The sequence below is a fragment of the Rhodococcus sp. KBS0724 genome (assembly GCF_005938745.2).
GTDB lineage: Bacteria > Actinomycetota > Actinomycetes > Mycobacteriales > Mycobacteriaceae > Rhodococcus_F.
Genome location: NZ_VCBX02000001.1, coordinates 3,934,645 through 3,947,940, shown reverse-complemented (window position 1 = coordinate 3,947,940; position 13,296 = coordinate 3,934,645). Strand labels below are relative to the sequence as shown.

At 62.2% G+C, this 13,296-nt stretch carries 15 protein-coding genes; 8 read left to right on the top strand and 7 right to left on the bottom strand.

The window, feature by feature from the left end; translation table 11 throughout:
• Nucleotides 1-45: 45 nt before the first annotated feature.
• The 7 genes from FFI94_RS18080 (at nt 46) to FFI94_RS34040 (ending at nt 7,178) form a co-directional block, all read left to right on the top strand.
• Nucleotides 46-1,398 (top strand): MFS transporter, encoded by a 1,353-nt coding sequence (locus FFI94_RS18080; protein WP_221937759.1) that lies wholly within the window; start codon nt 46-48, stop codon nt 1,396-1,398.
• Nucleotides 1,391-2,356, top strand: coding sequence for a D-2-hydroxyacid dehydrogenase family protein (locus tag FFI94_RS18075; RefSeq protein ID WP_313905534.1), 966 nt, complete (start codon nt 1,391-1,393; stop codon nt 2,354-2,356). The genes FFI94_RS18080 and FFI94_RS18075 overlap by 8 nt, the downstream gene beginning before the upstream one ends.
• 53 nt (nt 2,357-2,409) lie before the next feature.
• Entirely contained in the window at nt 2,410-3,354 is a 945-nt protein-coding gene (locus FFI94_RS18070) for an MBL fold metallo-hydrolase (RefSeq protein WP_138869046.1), read from the top strand.
• Between the two features lie 86 nt (nt 3,355-3,440).
• Nucleotides 3,441-4,307, top strand: a complete 867-nt coding sequence (locus FFI94_RS18065) for an aldo/keto reductase (RefSeq protein ID WP_138869045.1) — start codon at nt 3,441-3,443, stop codon at nt 4,305-4,307.
• Nucleotides 4,308-4,408: 101 nt separating this feature from the next.
• Complete coding sequence (locus FFI94_RS18060) at nt 4,409-5,023, top strand: TetR/AcrR family transcriptional regulator (protein WP_138869044.1); 615 nt, start codon at nt 4,409-4,411, stop codon at nt 5,021-5,023.
• A gap of 346 nt (nt 5,024-5,369) precedes the next feature.
• On the top strand, nt 5,370-6,620 hold the full coding sequence (locus tag FFI94_RS18055; RefSeq protein ID WP_260684188.1) for an MFS transporter: 1,251 nt from the start codon (nt 5,370-5,372) through the stop codon (nt 6,618-6,620).
• A 204-nt stretch (nt 6,621-6,824) separates the two neighbouring features.
• The gene (locus tag FFI94_RS34040) at nt 6,825-7,178 is read left to right on the top strand and encodes a hypothetical protein (RefSeq protein WP_221937758.1); all 354 of its coding nucleotides are present in this window, start codon (nt 6,825-6,827) and stop codon (nt 7,176-7,178) included.
• Between the two features lie 189 nt (nt 7,179-7,367).
• Here FFI94_RS34040 and FFI94_RS18040 read toward each other — a convergent pair whose 3' ends face one another.
• The 3 genes from FFI94_RS18040 to FFI94_RS18030 are packed head-to-tail and all read right to left on the bottom strand — an operon-like array spanning nt 7,368 to nt 9,712.
• Nucleotides 7,368-8,009, bottom strand: a complete 642-nt coding sequence (locus FFI94_RS18040; protein WP_185993235.1) for a TetR/AcrR family transcriptional regulator — start codon at nt 8,007-8,009, stop codon at nt 7,368-7,370.
• Between the two features lies 1 nt (nt 8,010).
• Complete coding sequence (locus FFI94_RS18035) at nt 8,011-9,468, bottom strand: MFS transporter (RefSeq protein WP_138869042.1); 1,458 nt, start codon at nt 9,466-9,468, stop codon at nt 8,011-8,013.
• 55 nt (nt 9,469-9,523) lie between these two features.
• On the bottom strand, nt 9,524-9,712 hold the full coding sequence (locus tag FFI94_RS18030) for a hypothetical protein (protein ID WP_138869041.1): 189 nt from the start codon (nt 9,710-9,712) through the stop codon (nt 9,524-9,526).
• A 209-nt stretch (nt 9,713-9,921) separates the two neighbouring features.
• Here FFI94_RS18030 and FFI94_RS18025 point away from each other — a divergent pair, with 209 nt between their 5' ends.
• Nucleotides 9,922-11,112, top strand: coding sequence for an NAD(P)/FAD-dependent oxidoreductase (locus FFI94_RS18025; protein WP_185993234.1), 1,191 nt, complete (start codon nt 9,922-9,924; stop codon nt 11,110-11,112).
• Between the two features lie 74 nt (nt 11,113-11,186).
• Here the strand turns inward: FFI94_RS18025 and FFI94_RS18020 are convergent, their stop codons facing one another.
• The 4 genes from FFI94_RS18020 to FFI94_RS18005 form a co-directional block, all read right to left on the bottom strand.
• Nucleotides 11,187-11,570 carry a VOC family protein gene (locus FFI94_RS18020; RefSeq protein WP_138869039.1) on the bottom strand — a complete coding sequence of 128 codons (384 nt, stop codon included), beginning with the start codon at nt 11,568-11,570 and terminating at the stop codon, nt 11,187-11,189.
• A gap of 88 nt (nt 11,571-11,658) precedes the next feature.
• On the bottom strand, nt 11,659-12,354 hold the full coding sequence (locus tag FFI94_RS18015) for a YafY family protein (protein WP_138869038.1): 696 nt from the start codon (nt 12,352-12,354) through the stop codon (nt 11,659-11,661).
• 131 nt (nt 12,355-12,485) lie between these two features.
• Entirely contained in the window at nt 12,486-12,782 is a 297-nt protein-coding gene (locus FFI94_RS18010) for a hypothetical protein (protein WP_185993233.1), read from the bottom strand.
• Between the two features lie 12 nt (nt 12,783-12,794).
• Nucleotides 12,795-13,244: a helix-turn-helix domain-containing protein gene (locus FFI94_RS18005; RefSeq protein WP_138869037.1), complete on the bottom strand. Its 450-nt coding sequence runs from the start codon at nt 13,242-13,244 to the stop codon at nt 12,795-12,797.
• Nucleotides 13,245-13,296: the final 52 nt, after the last annotated feature.

The following is a 13,296-nucleotide window of genomic DNA, read 5'->3' as shown; positions in this document are numbered from 1 at the left end:
CGCAAAAGGCTTGACCGTCGGACTTGTGACGGCAACTATTACGGAATGACTGATCCAGATATAGGTGAGAGTGAAACGGTCCGAACTCGCTCAGCGACCTTGGATATGGAGGAATTATCCAGTGGCCCAAAGGCTTTGAGTCAGGCGACCGTATTGTTGCTGGCGGTGGTCTGTGGCGCGGCAGTGGCGAACATCTACTACGCCCAGCCGTTGCTCCCGGTGATTGCGCAGTCGCTCGGGGTGTCCCAGGGGGCCAGTGGACTGGTGGTTACTGTCTCGCAGGTCGGCTATGCGCTGTCATTGGCGCTCTTGGTGCCTCTGGGTGATGTGCTCGAACGGCGTCGCCTGGTGACTGTGCTGCTCGGCGCGAGTGCCGCCGCTCTCCTCGGTGCGGCCGCGTCCCCGGCACTCGCATCGCTGCTCGCCGCGATCGCGGTGGTCGGGGTTACTTCTGCGGTGGCGCAAATCGTTGTGCCGCTGGCCGCGTCGCTGGCGCCGAGCCACCAGCGTGGGGCAGTGGTAGGCACAGTGACGAGCGGTCTGCTCATCGGAATCATGATTGCGCGGACAATCGCCGGGCTGCTTGCCGAAATCGGCGATTGGCATCTGGTGTACGTCTTCGCCGCGGTCCTGATGGCAGTCCTGGCAGTTGTGTTGCGGCTGGTCCTGGACCCCGTACCACCCTCGGAGCACACTACTTATCCTCAACTTCTGCGCTCCGTGCTGACGTTGGTGCGTTCCGAATCTCTGCTTCGCAGGCGCATGGTCTTGGCAGCGGCCGGTATGGGCTGCTTCACCGTTCTCTGGACCGCGTCGTCGTTCCTGCTGGCCGACGAGCCGTATGCGTATGGGCCCGCGGCCATCGGATTGTTCGGACTGGCCGGGGTCGTCGGAGCTTTCGCCGCGATGGGTGCCGGTAGGCTCGCCGACCGCGGGCGCGGCCGTCAGGTGACTACGGGCGGATTGATCCTGCTGACCGTCAGCTGGCCTGTGCTCGCCATCGCCGACATGGGCGGACTGGGTGGCTTGATCGCGCTGGTTGCTGGAATCGTGGTGCTCAACTTAGCTCAGCAGTCCTTGTTGATCAGCCACCAGAGCGCGATTTACCACCGAGCCCCGCATGCTCGGAGCAGGGTGACGACAGCCCTTATGGTTTCCGCATTCGCCGGCAGCACCGTCGCCTCAGCGTTGACGGCGGCGCTGTACCCGGTCGTAGGGTGGCTGGGGATGTGCGTGCTCGGCATGGTGATTGCGCTAATCGGTGTCGGGACGTGGGTATTGGAGATTCTCCACCCCAGCCCTTCCGGACCGCTTGCCGTGCCGTCGGCCACAGCAGGCACCACCGGAACTCGACAGAGCCCGATCTCCGTCAACCGTCAAGGGGTCGACCGTGTCTGAAATCCGCCGAGTGGCGATCCTCGACGACTACCAGGGAGTCGCACGCCAGTACGCCGACTGGAACGCTTTGCCGGACGGTGCTCACGTCGCTGTGTTCACTGAACCCCTGGGCGATCCCGACGACGTGATAGCTGCACTGCGGCCGTTCGACGTCATTGTTGCCATGCGTGAGCGCACCGCGTTTCCTGCCGCGATCATCAGCCGGCTGCCGGATCTGCAACTGCTGGTGACGACCGGTCCTGCCAATGCGGCTATCGACGTGGCGGCGGCCAGGCAGCGAGGGATCGTGGTGTCGGGCACGCGCGGGGCAGGACTGACCTCGACAGCCGAGCTGACCTGGGGGCTGATCCACGCACTTGCCCGCTCCGTCCCCGCCGAGGACCGCAGTGTACGTGAGGGAGCTTGGCAGCGGACCGTCGGGCGCGACCTGCACGGCGCCCGTCTCGGTGTTATCGGGCTCGGCGGCGTCGGCACCCGCGTGGCGCGGGTAGGGCTCGCTTTCGGGATGGACGTCGTTGCGTGGAGCAGCAACCTCGACGACGTGCACGCTCGAGCTTTAGGTGTCACTCCGGTCGGCAAGGAGGAATTGCTGACGACCTCCGATGTGGTGACGGTTCACCTCAAACTTTCCGCCCGCACTGCCGGGCTTCTGGGTCGAGAAGAGCTGGCACTCATGCGACCGGATGCGTTCCTGGTCAACACCTCTCGTAGTGCTGTCGTCGACGAGGAGGCGCTACTCGCGGCCCTCCACGCCGGGGTGATCGGCGGGGCCGGCCTTGACGTCCACTCCATCGAGCCGCTCCCAGCAGACTCGCCGTGGCGAACCTCCCCGCGCACGGTGCTCACCCCGCATCTCGGATACGTCACCGAGGGGGCCTACAAGATCTTCTACGCCGACGCGCTCAAGAACATCCTCGCCTACGGCGCCGGTACGCCGATCCGCGTGGTCGACCAGTGAGTAGACCGCACCTCTCGAATTCTCATGCACACGATGACGAAAGGCACGATTCCGTGACCACGCAAGAAACGCACGATCGACTGAACGCGACGGACAGTGCCGAGAGGGACGATCGTGTGCGGCATGACGGCCCGAGTTGCGACGACTCAGGATTCCGGGTGCCCGGACTCTGGACACGCACGCTGGGTGAACTGACCCTGAGCTACCTCCCGGATGCAGGAGTGACGATGATCCCGGACCGGCTGTACCCGTCCTCCACGGAAGAGGAATGGGGCGAGCACGGCCCGCATATGACCGGCGCCGGCCACCTGTCCATGGGATGTGGAGCCCTACTAGTAGAGAGGGGCGACACCCGGTTGCTCATCGACGCCGGCCACGGCCACATCTCCGGTGACGAAGTGGAGCATTTCCAGCACGCCTTCGGTCATGTCCGGGACCTTCCTGCATCACTCGCGGCGCTGGGCGTGGACCCGGCCGGGTTGGAGATGGTTGCCTTCACCCACTTCCACGGCGACCACACCGGGTGGGCCCGACCCGACGCCACCGGGGACTCCCGGAGCCTGTTCAGCACGGCGCGGTGGATGGTCGGCGAGGGAGAATTGGAGAGCGTCGCGGACGGAGCGGCGCCGGTACTAGCCGGTCAGAACGAACGAACAGTCGTCGTGACTGACGGGACCGAAATCGCGGACGGTATCCGAGCGTGGTCCCTCCCCGGACATACCCCGGGACACACCGCCTGGATCCTCGACACCGGTGACGGCCGGGAGGTCGTGGCATTCGGTGACGCCCTGCACTCACCAGTCCAGGTGATGCACCCCGATTGGGAGGTGCTCCTCGACGCCGACAGAAACGAGGCCGAACGCTCACGGCTCCGGCTCATCGACTACCTCACGAGAGAAGGGGTATACGGCTTCGGTGTTCACTTCGCGGATCAGCAAATGGGGACCGTGGAATCCGGGCGTTGGCGCCCCTGGACCGACGCGATAGACGCTCGCTGACGCCCACTCCGCCACCGCAATCACAGACATGTACGCGCGCAAAGTGACAGGCGCGTCCAACTGGCAACACACCAAGGAGATTTGTTATGAGCACAGACCAGCGGCCCGCCTCGGCAGCGGGGAGCCACACCCTCGGAAACGACCTGACGGTCACCCGCCTCGGCTTCGGATCGATGCAGCTGACCGGCCCGGGAGTCTGGGGAGATCCGAAGAATCCGGACGAAGCTGTACGGGTACTACGCCGGGCGGTGGAGCTCGGCGTCGACTTCATCGATACGGCCGACTCGTACGGTCCGGCCGTCGCCGAACCGCTCATCAAGAAGGCGTTGTATCCCTACCCGAAGGGTCTGGTCATCGCCACCAAGGCCGGGCTCACCCGTCAGGGCCCCGACCAGTGGCGTCCGGTGGGCAGACCTGAGTATCTTCGCCAACAGGCCGAAATGAGCCTGCGGCACCTCTGTCTGGACCGCATCGACTTGTTCCAGTTGCACCGCATCGACCCCAAAGTCCCCCTCGAGGAGCAGGTCGGGGTGTTGAAAGAGCTACAAGAGGAAGGGAAGATTCGCCACATCGGTCTCTCGGAGGTGTCCGTCGACGATGTCGAGGCCGCGTCGGCGATAGTCGAGATCGTCTCGGTCCAGAACTTGTTCAATCTGGCTGATCGTACGGCCGAGCCACTGCTGGACTACGCCACGGAACACGGCATCGGTTTCATTCCGTGGTTCCCGCTAGCCACTGGAAAGCTCGCGCAGGAAGGCACCCCGCTGGCGGCGCTGGCCGAACAACGTGGTGCGACGCCGTCGCAACTCGCCCTGGCATGGCTCCTCAAACGTTCCCCGGCGATCCTGCCTATTCCGGGAACATCATCCGTGGCACATCTCGAGGACAACATCAACGCTGCCGGAATTGAACTGTCCGACAACGAGTTCGCGGCTCTTTCCGAGGCTGTGTAACCGGGTATCGCAATTTTCGGGACGGTCCGCCGGGGGCAGGTTACACGCCCCGGCGGGCCGCGCTGCTATAATGGATTACTCGTTCCAATAAGGAGGTCGCTGTGTCCACCCTCGGCCGTCCCCGGGCCTTCGACATGCCGAAGGTTCTCCAAGCTGCGATGCGGCTGTTCTGGGAACAAGGCTACGACGCGACCTCGGTGACGCAGCTGCGTGAGGCTACCGGCCTGTCCTCGGCAAGCCTGTACGGGGCTTTCGGTTCCAAGCACGGATTATTCGAACGAGTGGCCGAGTACTACATTGCCGGGCCGGGCAGCGTGAGCGAAGTCCTCGCCGACGAGACCCTGAGTCCGCGTGAGGCGGTCGCCGGGCTGCTACATGCATCGATCGACATGCAGACCGACACCTCCCACCCCCGAGGCTGCCTCGTCGCCCTGTCAGGCACCGTCCGCGCGCCGGGCGACGGCGAAGCCGCGGTGCGCCAGATGATGTCGGCACGCCGCGCCGCGGACCGGGCAGGGATCAGGCGATGCGTCGTTCGTGGCATCGAGGTGGGGGAGCTGCCGGAAGACACCGATGTGGATGGTTTCACATCGATGATCCATAGCTTCCTGCTCGGGGTTTCCACGCAAGTGTGCGACGACGTGCCCGCCCGAGACCTCCACGCCGCGGCGGACGCCGTGCTCGCAATTTGGCCTACGTCAGCCAAGGTGGCCTGACCGGATTCCCAACTGCCCCATGCAAAGTCTCCGAATGTGGAGGCTGCGACCGTCTTTGCCGAGATCGAGCAGATGTGACGCTCGACGAACCGCGTTGTTTGCTCGTGTTCTCGTCTATGGCTCAAACCGCCACCCCGGTGGCGGTAGCCGATCTATTGGCGATCGAATGTGAAAGAGCAGCAGTGTCAGTGGCATATCCAGATCTACGTTGCGGCCACGCCCCTCCTGCGCAGGTTTTGTTTCGCGCATTGGCAACGCTCCCTAAGGGTTTGGTGTGTCGCGAATTACAGACTGTTTGATCCATAATGGCTTGCGGCAGAGTGATTGCGAATGTTTGAGTTATGGAGTGAATGATCCGAAATTGGTATCTGAGACGACAACAACTCCTCGTATCGCTGAAAATGATACTTCGCTCGGCCGGCATTCGTCCGGTCACCAGCTACCGTGGTCGGCGCTGTTGGCAATGGCTGCAACAGCATTCATCGTCATCATGACCGAGACGCTGCCCGCCGGTTTACTTCTCGAAATCTCGGACGGGCTTGTGATCAGTGAGGCCGCGGCCGGTCAGTTGATCAGCGCGTACGCACTTGGAGCGGTCTTGTGCGCGATACCGGCGATCGCTCTCACTCGTGGATATCGACGTAAGCCGATCTTGATCGTCGCGGTCAGTGGATTCGTCGTGGCTAACACGTTGACTGCCGTGGCACCTGACTTTGCTATCGCACTCGGAGCGAGATTTGTGGCCGGTGCATTTTCGGGAATGGTCTGGGGGATGCTCGCGGGGTACGCCCGAAAGATATCGCCCCCGGCTGTTGCCGGAACCGCACTCACCGTTGCGATGGCAGGGACTCCCGTTGCCTTTGCCCTCGGGACCCCGCTGGCAACGTTCCTCGGCACAGTGACCGGTTGGCGCGCAACATTTGTGGTCATGTCGGTTGCCGCAGTCGCGCTCATTGTGTGGATCATCTCGGCGGTCCCGGACGCCTCGGGGCAGAACCGAACGGCCCAAACCCCGCTGCGCCGGGTTGTACTCATTCCGGGCGTGGGGTCGATCCTCGCGGTGGTCCTTGGCTGGTTCCTCGCGCACAACGTGCTCTATACATACATTTCCCCAATCATCGAACATCTGGACGTGGGAATCAGGGTGGACGTCGCGTTGGCGATCTTCGGAGTTGCTTCTCTTGCAGGGCTTGGTGTGACTGGTGTTCTGGTTGATCGCATGTTGCGACCACTTGTTTTGTCGAGCTTGACTATTTTCGCGGTCAGTACCGCCATTTTGGCGACCCTTGGCAGCAACCCCATCATATTTGTCGTATCAGTTGTGTTGTGGGGCATGTCTTTCGGTGGAGCTGCACCCCTACTGCAAACTGCGCTAGCGGATGCGTCGGGGCCGGATGCCGACGTAGCGAACTCGATGCTCACCACCGTGGCCAATTTGGCGATCTTCGGAGGTGGGGCGCTTGGCGGAATCGCACTGGGTGCGTCCGGTCCGGGCTTCTTCCCGTTCGCCGCGCTGGTGATGATCGTCGTGGTTATTATTGTGGTGGTCGCAGCGCGTGTGCACGGATTCGTTCCGGGCCAACGAAATCGGACGTAAATATGATTGTCACGATGTCCGGATTCAGTCTGCGGGGAGTGCTGATACGCCGCGGAATCTTGCGGACTACGCCCCGATTGCTGCGCTGACCAACCGAGAAACGGCGGAGTCAAATGGCGACGTACTAAGAAGATTATGCGGAGCGGTTTCGCGGCTATCTGCTGGCGGGGGTGACCGGCTTCATACCCGCCCGATGCCACTGCGATGACCCTTGCTCCTTTCCACTTCGCCAACTGCAACGCGAAGTGCCCCACCCCGCCTGCCGCGCCATTGATCAGTACCGTCACGTTGGCGTCGAGTGGTACCGGACGGTGGTTTCGAGGTGTGACGACCCTGATGGCACTCCATGGTTCGTGCGTGACCATGCGGGCTGCAGGTGCGCGGCTCCTCATTCGTGCCCAAGACGCGGGCATGGCGCGATCCGACCTTGACGGCACAGATCTCTTTGCGCCGGTGGTGGCGCTCGCCTGGCTAGGAGATCAAGCCTCGCTCGCGCCACGCGCGGATCGCCTCTTCGATGTTGTTTCGAGCGCGATTCTCGTGAACGCAGGCAGCTGACGATGCCGCGGGAAGGCGATCCGGGCTTGTGACGGTGCCACACCGATTCGGCGGCGCAAACCTCTTTATCAGATTCTGTAGCGCGTCGCGGTGTCAGCCGCGTGCTCGACGGAGCTGAGAGTGTCACTTTCGTAGGTTACCAACACTGTTGGGCTCGAGTATCAGTCGGCATTGGTGTCGGCGGTAGCGTTACCTGTTGATCTTGCGCACCTGCGTGGCCGAGAGTGCCTTCGTGTGCAGTGGCCCAGCGAAGGGTCCGTCGGTTACCGGCCGCATTCCGGCGAACACGATTTCCAGGTGACGCTGCCACGCATCGGGCGCAGCGGAATGTGATGTCTCGCTTATGCCTCGCAATGCCCAGAACAGCATGGTGATGTCGGTGGGAGTGATGTCGCTACGAATGCGACCACACTGCTGAGCGGTCTCGAGAAGTTCGGCGGTGCGAGTGCGAAATTCTGCGAGGGCCTCAGGTTCTGCGTTCGAGTGATCCCACAACTGGGGTAGGCACGCCCACTGCACTACTTGGAGTTTGCCAGTTTCGAGCACCAGCGCTTCGAGGCCCGACCCGTCTTCTCGGCCTGTCGCCTCGCGAGCTGCCGCGGCCAGCCCCAGCCTCATCTCGCCGACCATTTCGTCGATCAGTGCTTGTTTGCTGGGAAATCGTCGATACAAGGTGCCGATGCCGACGCCGGCGACGCGGGCTATTTCTTCGACGCCGGCTTCGAGGCCGGAGGCGAAAAACACCTGAGCTGCGGCGTCGAGGATCCGTCGACGGTTCTCCGCCGCGTCCTTGCGGAGCGGTTTGTCACTCGTTGTCTTGTGTGTTGCCATGTCAGTTCGACATAGTAGCTGTGCTTGACTCATCCTTGAGTGACACATCGTCCGGAACGGCGATGGGTGTGTGCTTGTTCGGGATGAGTAGTGCTGCGGTGCCGCCGAGTGCGCTGGCGACGGCCAGTATGGCAAACCCTGTGGTGTAACCGGATTCGGCGGGAAGCCCGCCGGGTAGTACGTGCGCCGTTACTACGCTGGCCATCATTGCCGAGCCCAGCGCGCCACCGATTGTGCGGATGTTTGCATTGGTGCCACTGGCGGAACCTGTCTGGTGCGAAGGAGCTGCGTGCACGATGATGCCCGACATCGAGGAGAAGGCGAGGCCGAAGCCGATTCCCATCAGCAGCATCGATGCCATGATCTGCCAGATCGCTGAATGTGCGAACGCCAGGATCAGGAGGGACGCAGTGGCGACTACGGAACCGCCCACCAACACTGACTTCGCTCCGAAACGATGCGACAGGGGGCCGGAACCGATTCCTGCAAGAAGGAACGCTGCCGACAGTGGCAACACGATCAAGCCGGATTCGGTGATAGTCGAATTGAATCCGTAGCCGGCTTCCGGTGTTCCTTGGAGGAAGGCCGGTACAAATGCGAAAATCGAGTACATTGCGATTCCGATCAACAATGCTGCCAGGTTGGTGGTCCATATCGCGGGAATACGCATCATCGCCATGTCTATCAATGGACTCTTACTTCGTAGTTCGCATTTCATCCAGAGCACTGCCAGAACGAGCGCCACCACGAGCAGGCCGAGGACCGAACTCGACGCCCACCCCCACTTCGGGGCCTCACTGATTGCGACGAGCAACGCAATCAGCCAGGACGAAAGTAGTAGGGCTGCAATCCAACTCACGTTACCGGGAGTTCGGGTCGGGGACTCGGGAACGATCAGGTGTGCTGCGATGGCAGTGATGCCGAAGGTGATAGCAGGAATCCAGAACAGCCAGTGCGGGTTGAGTGCATCGACGATCGGTCCTCCCAGCACGAGACCCAGACCGCCGCCAACGCCGAGCAAGGCAGATATGAGGCCCACCGCTCCGGTGACCTTGTTGCGGGGGAATTCGTCGCGAACAATTCCGAAAGTCAAGGGGATGATGCCGCTGGCGATTCCTTGAATCGCCCGGGCTGCGATCATGACGGTGATCGACGATGCCAGGGCCCCGAGAACCGAACCGGCGCAACCGATGATCAATACCGCCGTCAGTACTTTTTTCTTACCGATCATGTCGCCGATGCGACCGACTATCGGGGTAGCGACTGCCGCTGCGAGTAGGTAAGCCGTGAGGATCCAGGTGACGGTATTTCGATCGGTGTTCAGATCGTGCTGCAGCAGTGGCAGTACCGGCGCGACCAGTGACTGCAGCAACGAATAGGCCGTGATTGCGAGTGCGAGTATCAGATAGGTGAGTCGGTAGGCAGCAGTCACACTCGTGGGGGGTGCCGTCTCGGTCATGAAGTAACTCCTCAGTGAAGCGGAGCCGTAATTCCGCTTCGATGACACTAGCACTCTAACCGGAATCTCTATTCCGGACAGTCGGGGTGAGTCGACGCATTTCGCGTGGGACGCCTCGCCGAAGTCGACAACGGCGACGCACGAATATGTACTCGCAGTGCGCCGCGTCCGGGTATTCAGTGAGTTCGATCAAGCGATTGAGCCGTCGGCGTGCCTCTTCGAGATCGTCAATGGTGGTTGTCATGCAGTCCTGCTCGGAGCGCACATGGACGCTGATTGTGTTGACGTGCCAGGCACGGCGGGTGCTAGTCTGTCCACGTCAAATGGAACGTACAAAAAATAGCTCCCGAATGGTCTTTCAGAGCTGCGCCCTTGCGGCGTCATTCCCTCAGTGGAATCCAGTGCTTCCTTCGTATTTGAAACGAAGGCTGAGCTATGCAAAAAAATCGTGTCATGATCATCGGTGCTGGACTGGGTGGCCTCGTGCTTGCTCACGGCCTCGGTAACAACGGCTTTGATGTTGCAGTGTACGAACGGGATTCGCACCCAACTGCGCGTCCGCAGGGATACCGGATCCAACTCGACGAACCTGGACTCAGCGGCTTGCGGCACTGCCTGCCACCGCACCTGTTCGACTTGTCGGTGGCGACTGCAGGATCGCCTCCTCCGCGAGTAACCGTCCGAAACCGTCACCTCGAGATGCTGTCCGATCCCGCCGCGGCAGAGCAAAGCCACTCCGCAGGCGCAACTGTTGCTCGTTCGTTCAATCGGTCCACTCTGAGAGAAATACTGTTGTCAGGCCTCGGGGAGTACGTGCATTACGGGGCCCAGTTGCGGGGCTACACCCAGGAAGCGGACGACACCGTCACTGCACAGTTTGCCGACGGACGGGTCGAGACTGCCGACCTGCTGGTAGGTGCCGACGGTGTCGGATCGACCGTGCGCAAGTTTCTTCTCCCGGAAGCCGAGGTCGAAGACACCGGACTGCGCCTGATCTACGGCAAGATACCGCTCAATGCCGAGACGTTGGAGTTGTTGCCCGCCTGGGTATTCGAGAGCATCTTCAGCGTCGTTACCGCAGGGCCAGGTCAACCCCACATCGGGATGGGGCCGGTGCAATTCGAACAGCGACCTGATCTGGCGGGGTTGGCCACCAACCCGCCGGTCATCGTGACTGCCGTCGACGACTACCTCGCATTCATGATCGGCACTCCGGCCGATCACCCGGCCATGCCGCCGGTCGCTACGCTACGTCAACTTGACCCCCAATCCCTACGTGAGGTGGCCGAACAACTTATCGACGAGAACTGGCACCCGGAAATACACCGGCTTCTGGCGTTCTGGGAAACCGAATCGCTTCTGCCTCTTCGAATCTCCACCGCGGCACCGGTGTCATCCTGGGAGCCCAGTCGGGTAACACTGATCGGCGATGCCATCCACGCGATGAGCCCGGTATTGGCGATGGGAGCCAATACCGCCATTCGGGATGCTTCCGAGCTGACCCGAGCGCTCACGGATGCAGTTGCCACCGATATGCCTCTGGTAGAAGCAATCTCCGGCTATCAAGTCCGCATGGCGGACTATGCCTTCCCGCTCGTGGCCAATTCTCGGAAAGCGGGTCAAGCGCGCGTCGGGCAGGCCTGATTTCCCGCCGCCCCGCCGCATTGATCTGGTCTTTCGCTATTGTTTCTTGTTCGGCAGGGCCAGCGCGATTCTCGCTAGCGGGGTTCGGGCGTGGGTCGGGTGAACAGGTTGACCAGGTTCCCGTCAGGGTCGCGGAACATCGCGGACCGGTTGCCCCAGGGCATTGTGGTCGGCGCGAGGACGATGACGTCCAACGCTGCTTGCAGGCGAGCGAACTCCGCGTCGACGTCTGCGACGAGGAACTCGATAATGACGGAGTCTTTGCGGCCGGGCTGTGGGGCGTGTTCGCCGAGCATTGCGACGGTTGCCGTGCTGCCAATCGCGAGCGTCCCTGCGGCGGTGCGGAACTCGGCGAACACGGGAGCGGGACGGGTCGCGGGCGTTGCTGTCACGAGCTCGTAGAATTGGACGAGGCGTTCGATGTCGTCGGTGATGATGCGGATAGATGCGAAGTCCACGGTGATCCTTTCGGGCGGGTCGTTCGACCCGATGCCTTTATGGTGCACCGCCTCAGCGACAACGTCATGTCGGTGTTTTGAAGACTTTCTAACCGGTGCTGACGGAGCGGAGGGTGCCGTAGGCGATGTCGAGGTCTTCTGCTCGCAGTGATCGGCGAGGCGCCCGCTCGCCGGTGGCGTCCGCCGATATCACGCGGTCACCTCGGAACGCGCGAATGCCGTCGCGGAGTCGGCACCAGCCGATCAGGTACCAGTCGCGTCCTTTCCCGACGTAGCCGAGGGGCTCGACGTCGCGACGTGTGTCGGCGCCGCCTCGATCCCGGTACGCGATTCGTAGCACGTTCCCCGAGCGGAGAGCGCCCGCGAGTTCGGGCGGGGCGTCCGGGACGGGGCCGTCGTCGAGCAGGTGGATGCGTGATGCGAGTTCGGCTGTCTCGTGGAGTGTGCTCTGGTCCATCACCGCGACGACTTTGCGTCGTGCGGAGGTTGCTGCGGTGTGGAAGGGGCTGGTGGAGAGCATGCCCAGTGCGATGGTGACGGTGAGGGCTTCGTCGACGGTGAGCGCGAGTGGGGCGAGTGTGTGCGAGGTGTCGATGCAGTAGCCCCCGGTCCGGCCGGGCTCCGCCCAGATGGGCACGCCGGCTTGTTGCAACGCCGACAGGTCCCGTTCGATCGTGCGGGTGCTCACCTCGAACTGTTCGGCGAGTCGTCGGGCGCTGCGCGGCCGCGGGGCAACGGCGCGAAGCTCCTCGACCAGTGCGTATAGCCGGTCGGTGCGATTCATACGTGGACCCTACTCGTGGGTCGCCTGGTGACCCCGTGGTCGACCGACTCCGCTCGCTCGAACCACGTGGATCGTTGGCCTTGATCCGCATTCGTGACTTTCAAGAGGAGGCTCTACTTGGGAGAAAGATCTTAGTGCATTCCGGTCATCGGTTTTGCTGCCGCGTCGGGTTGGCGTAGTCCGTCGAGGACGATGGTGAGTAGGTGACGGGCCAGCGTGTCCCATTCCTTTTCGTCGAGTCTGGTGAGGTAGCCGATGAGGAGGATGGCGTCGCGGGCGTCGACGTCGGATCGGATTGTTCCGTCAGTTTTGCCGGCGGCGAGGAGGGTCGTCAGTGCATCGCCGATCGGGCCGAGGCTGTGTGCGGTGAGGTCCCGCCAGGGGCGGCGATGGGCCACCCGACTTTCCGGCGCTGGAACGTCCGCCATTCGCGGTTGGTGTCAATCCTGTCCGATTTTGTGTACGTGTGTGTTCGCTGTATCCAGTTCGATGTTCTGCGCGTTGACCAACCGAAGCATGGGCACGGGATCTCCTGTGCTGTCGTCGACGAGCGTCGAGTGCGGTTCGCCGTCACTGAACGCGTGCCGCTCGCCCCACTGTCGCAAGCTCACGATCACCGTGAACAGATCCATGCCACGGTCGGTCAGCACGTACTCATTCCTGGTTCCCTGTTCGTTTGATCGAGCTTCCAGAATTCCCTGTTCGACAAGTCCTCGCAGCCTGTCGGTCAGGATGTTCTTCGCGATACCCAGATTGCGCTGAAACTGACTGAATCTGCGTGTGCCGTCGAAGGCATCTCGCACGATCAGCAGTGACCATCGGTCGCCGACGATGTCGGTAGTCCTGGCGACGGGGCAATGCGGGTCCGTCCACTGCGCGCGATCAGTCAAATATCCTCGATTGGTTGCGTTCTGAAACCGTATTGACGTAGTGTCCAAATGG

Excerpts from the sequence above, each read along its gene's own strand:
- FFI94_RS18080 (WP_221937759.1), top strand. The coding sequence starts at position 46 with ATGACTGATCCAGATATAGGTGAGAGTGAAACGGTCCGAACTCGCTCA.
- FFI94_RS18065 (WP_138869045.1), top strand. The coding sequence starts at position 3,441 with ATGAGCACAGACCAGCGGCCCGCCTCGGCAGCGGGGAGCCACACCCTC.
- FFI94_RS34040 (WP_221937758.1), top strand. The coding sequence starts at position 6,825 with ATGACCCTTGCTCCTTTCCACTTCGCCAACTGCAACGCGAAGTGCCCC.
- FFI94_RS18040 (WP_185993235.1), bottom strand. The coding sequence starts at position 8,009 with ATGGCAACACACAAGACAACGAGTGACAAACCGCTCCGCAAGGACGCG.
- FFI94_RS18035 (WP_138869042.1), bottom strand. The coding sequence starts at position 9,468 with ATGACCGAGACGGCACCCCCCACGAGTGTGACTGCTGCCTACCGACTC.
- FFI94_RS18030 (WP_138869041.1), bottom strand. The coding sequence starts at position 9,712 with ATGACAACCACCATTGACGATCTCGAAGAGGCACGCCGACGGCTCAAT.
- FFI94_RS18025 (WP_185993234.1), top strand. The coding sequence starts at position 9,922 with ATGATCATCGGTGCTGGACTGGGTGGCCTCGTGCTTGCTCACGGCCTC.
- FFI94_RS18015 (WP_138869038.1), bottom strand. The coding sequence starts at position 12,354 with ATGAATCGCACCGACCGGCTATACGCACTGGTCGAGGAGCTTCGCGCC.
- FFI94_RS18010 (WP_185993233.1), bottom strand. The coding sequence starts at position 12,782 with ATGGCGGACGTTCCAGCGCCGGAAAGTCGGGTGGCCCATCGCCGCCCC.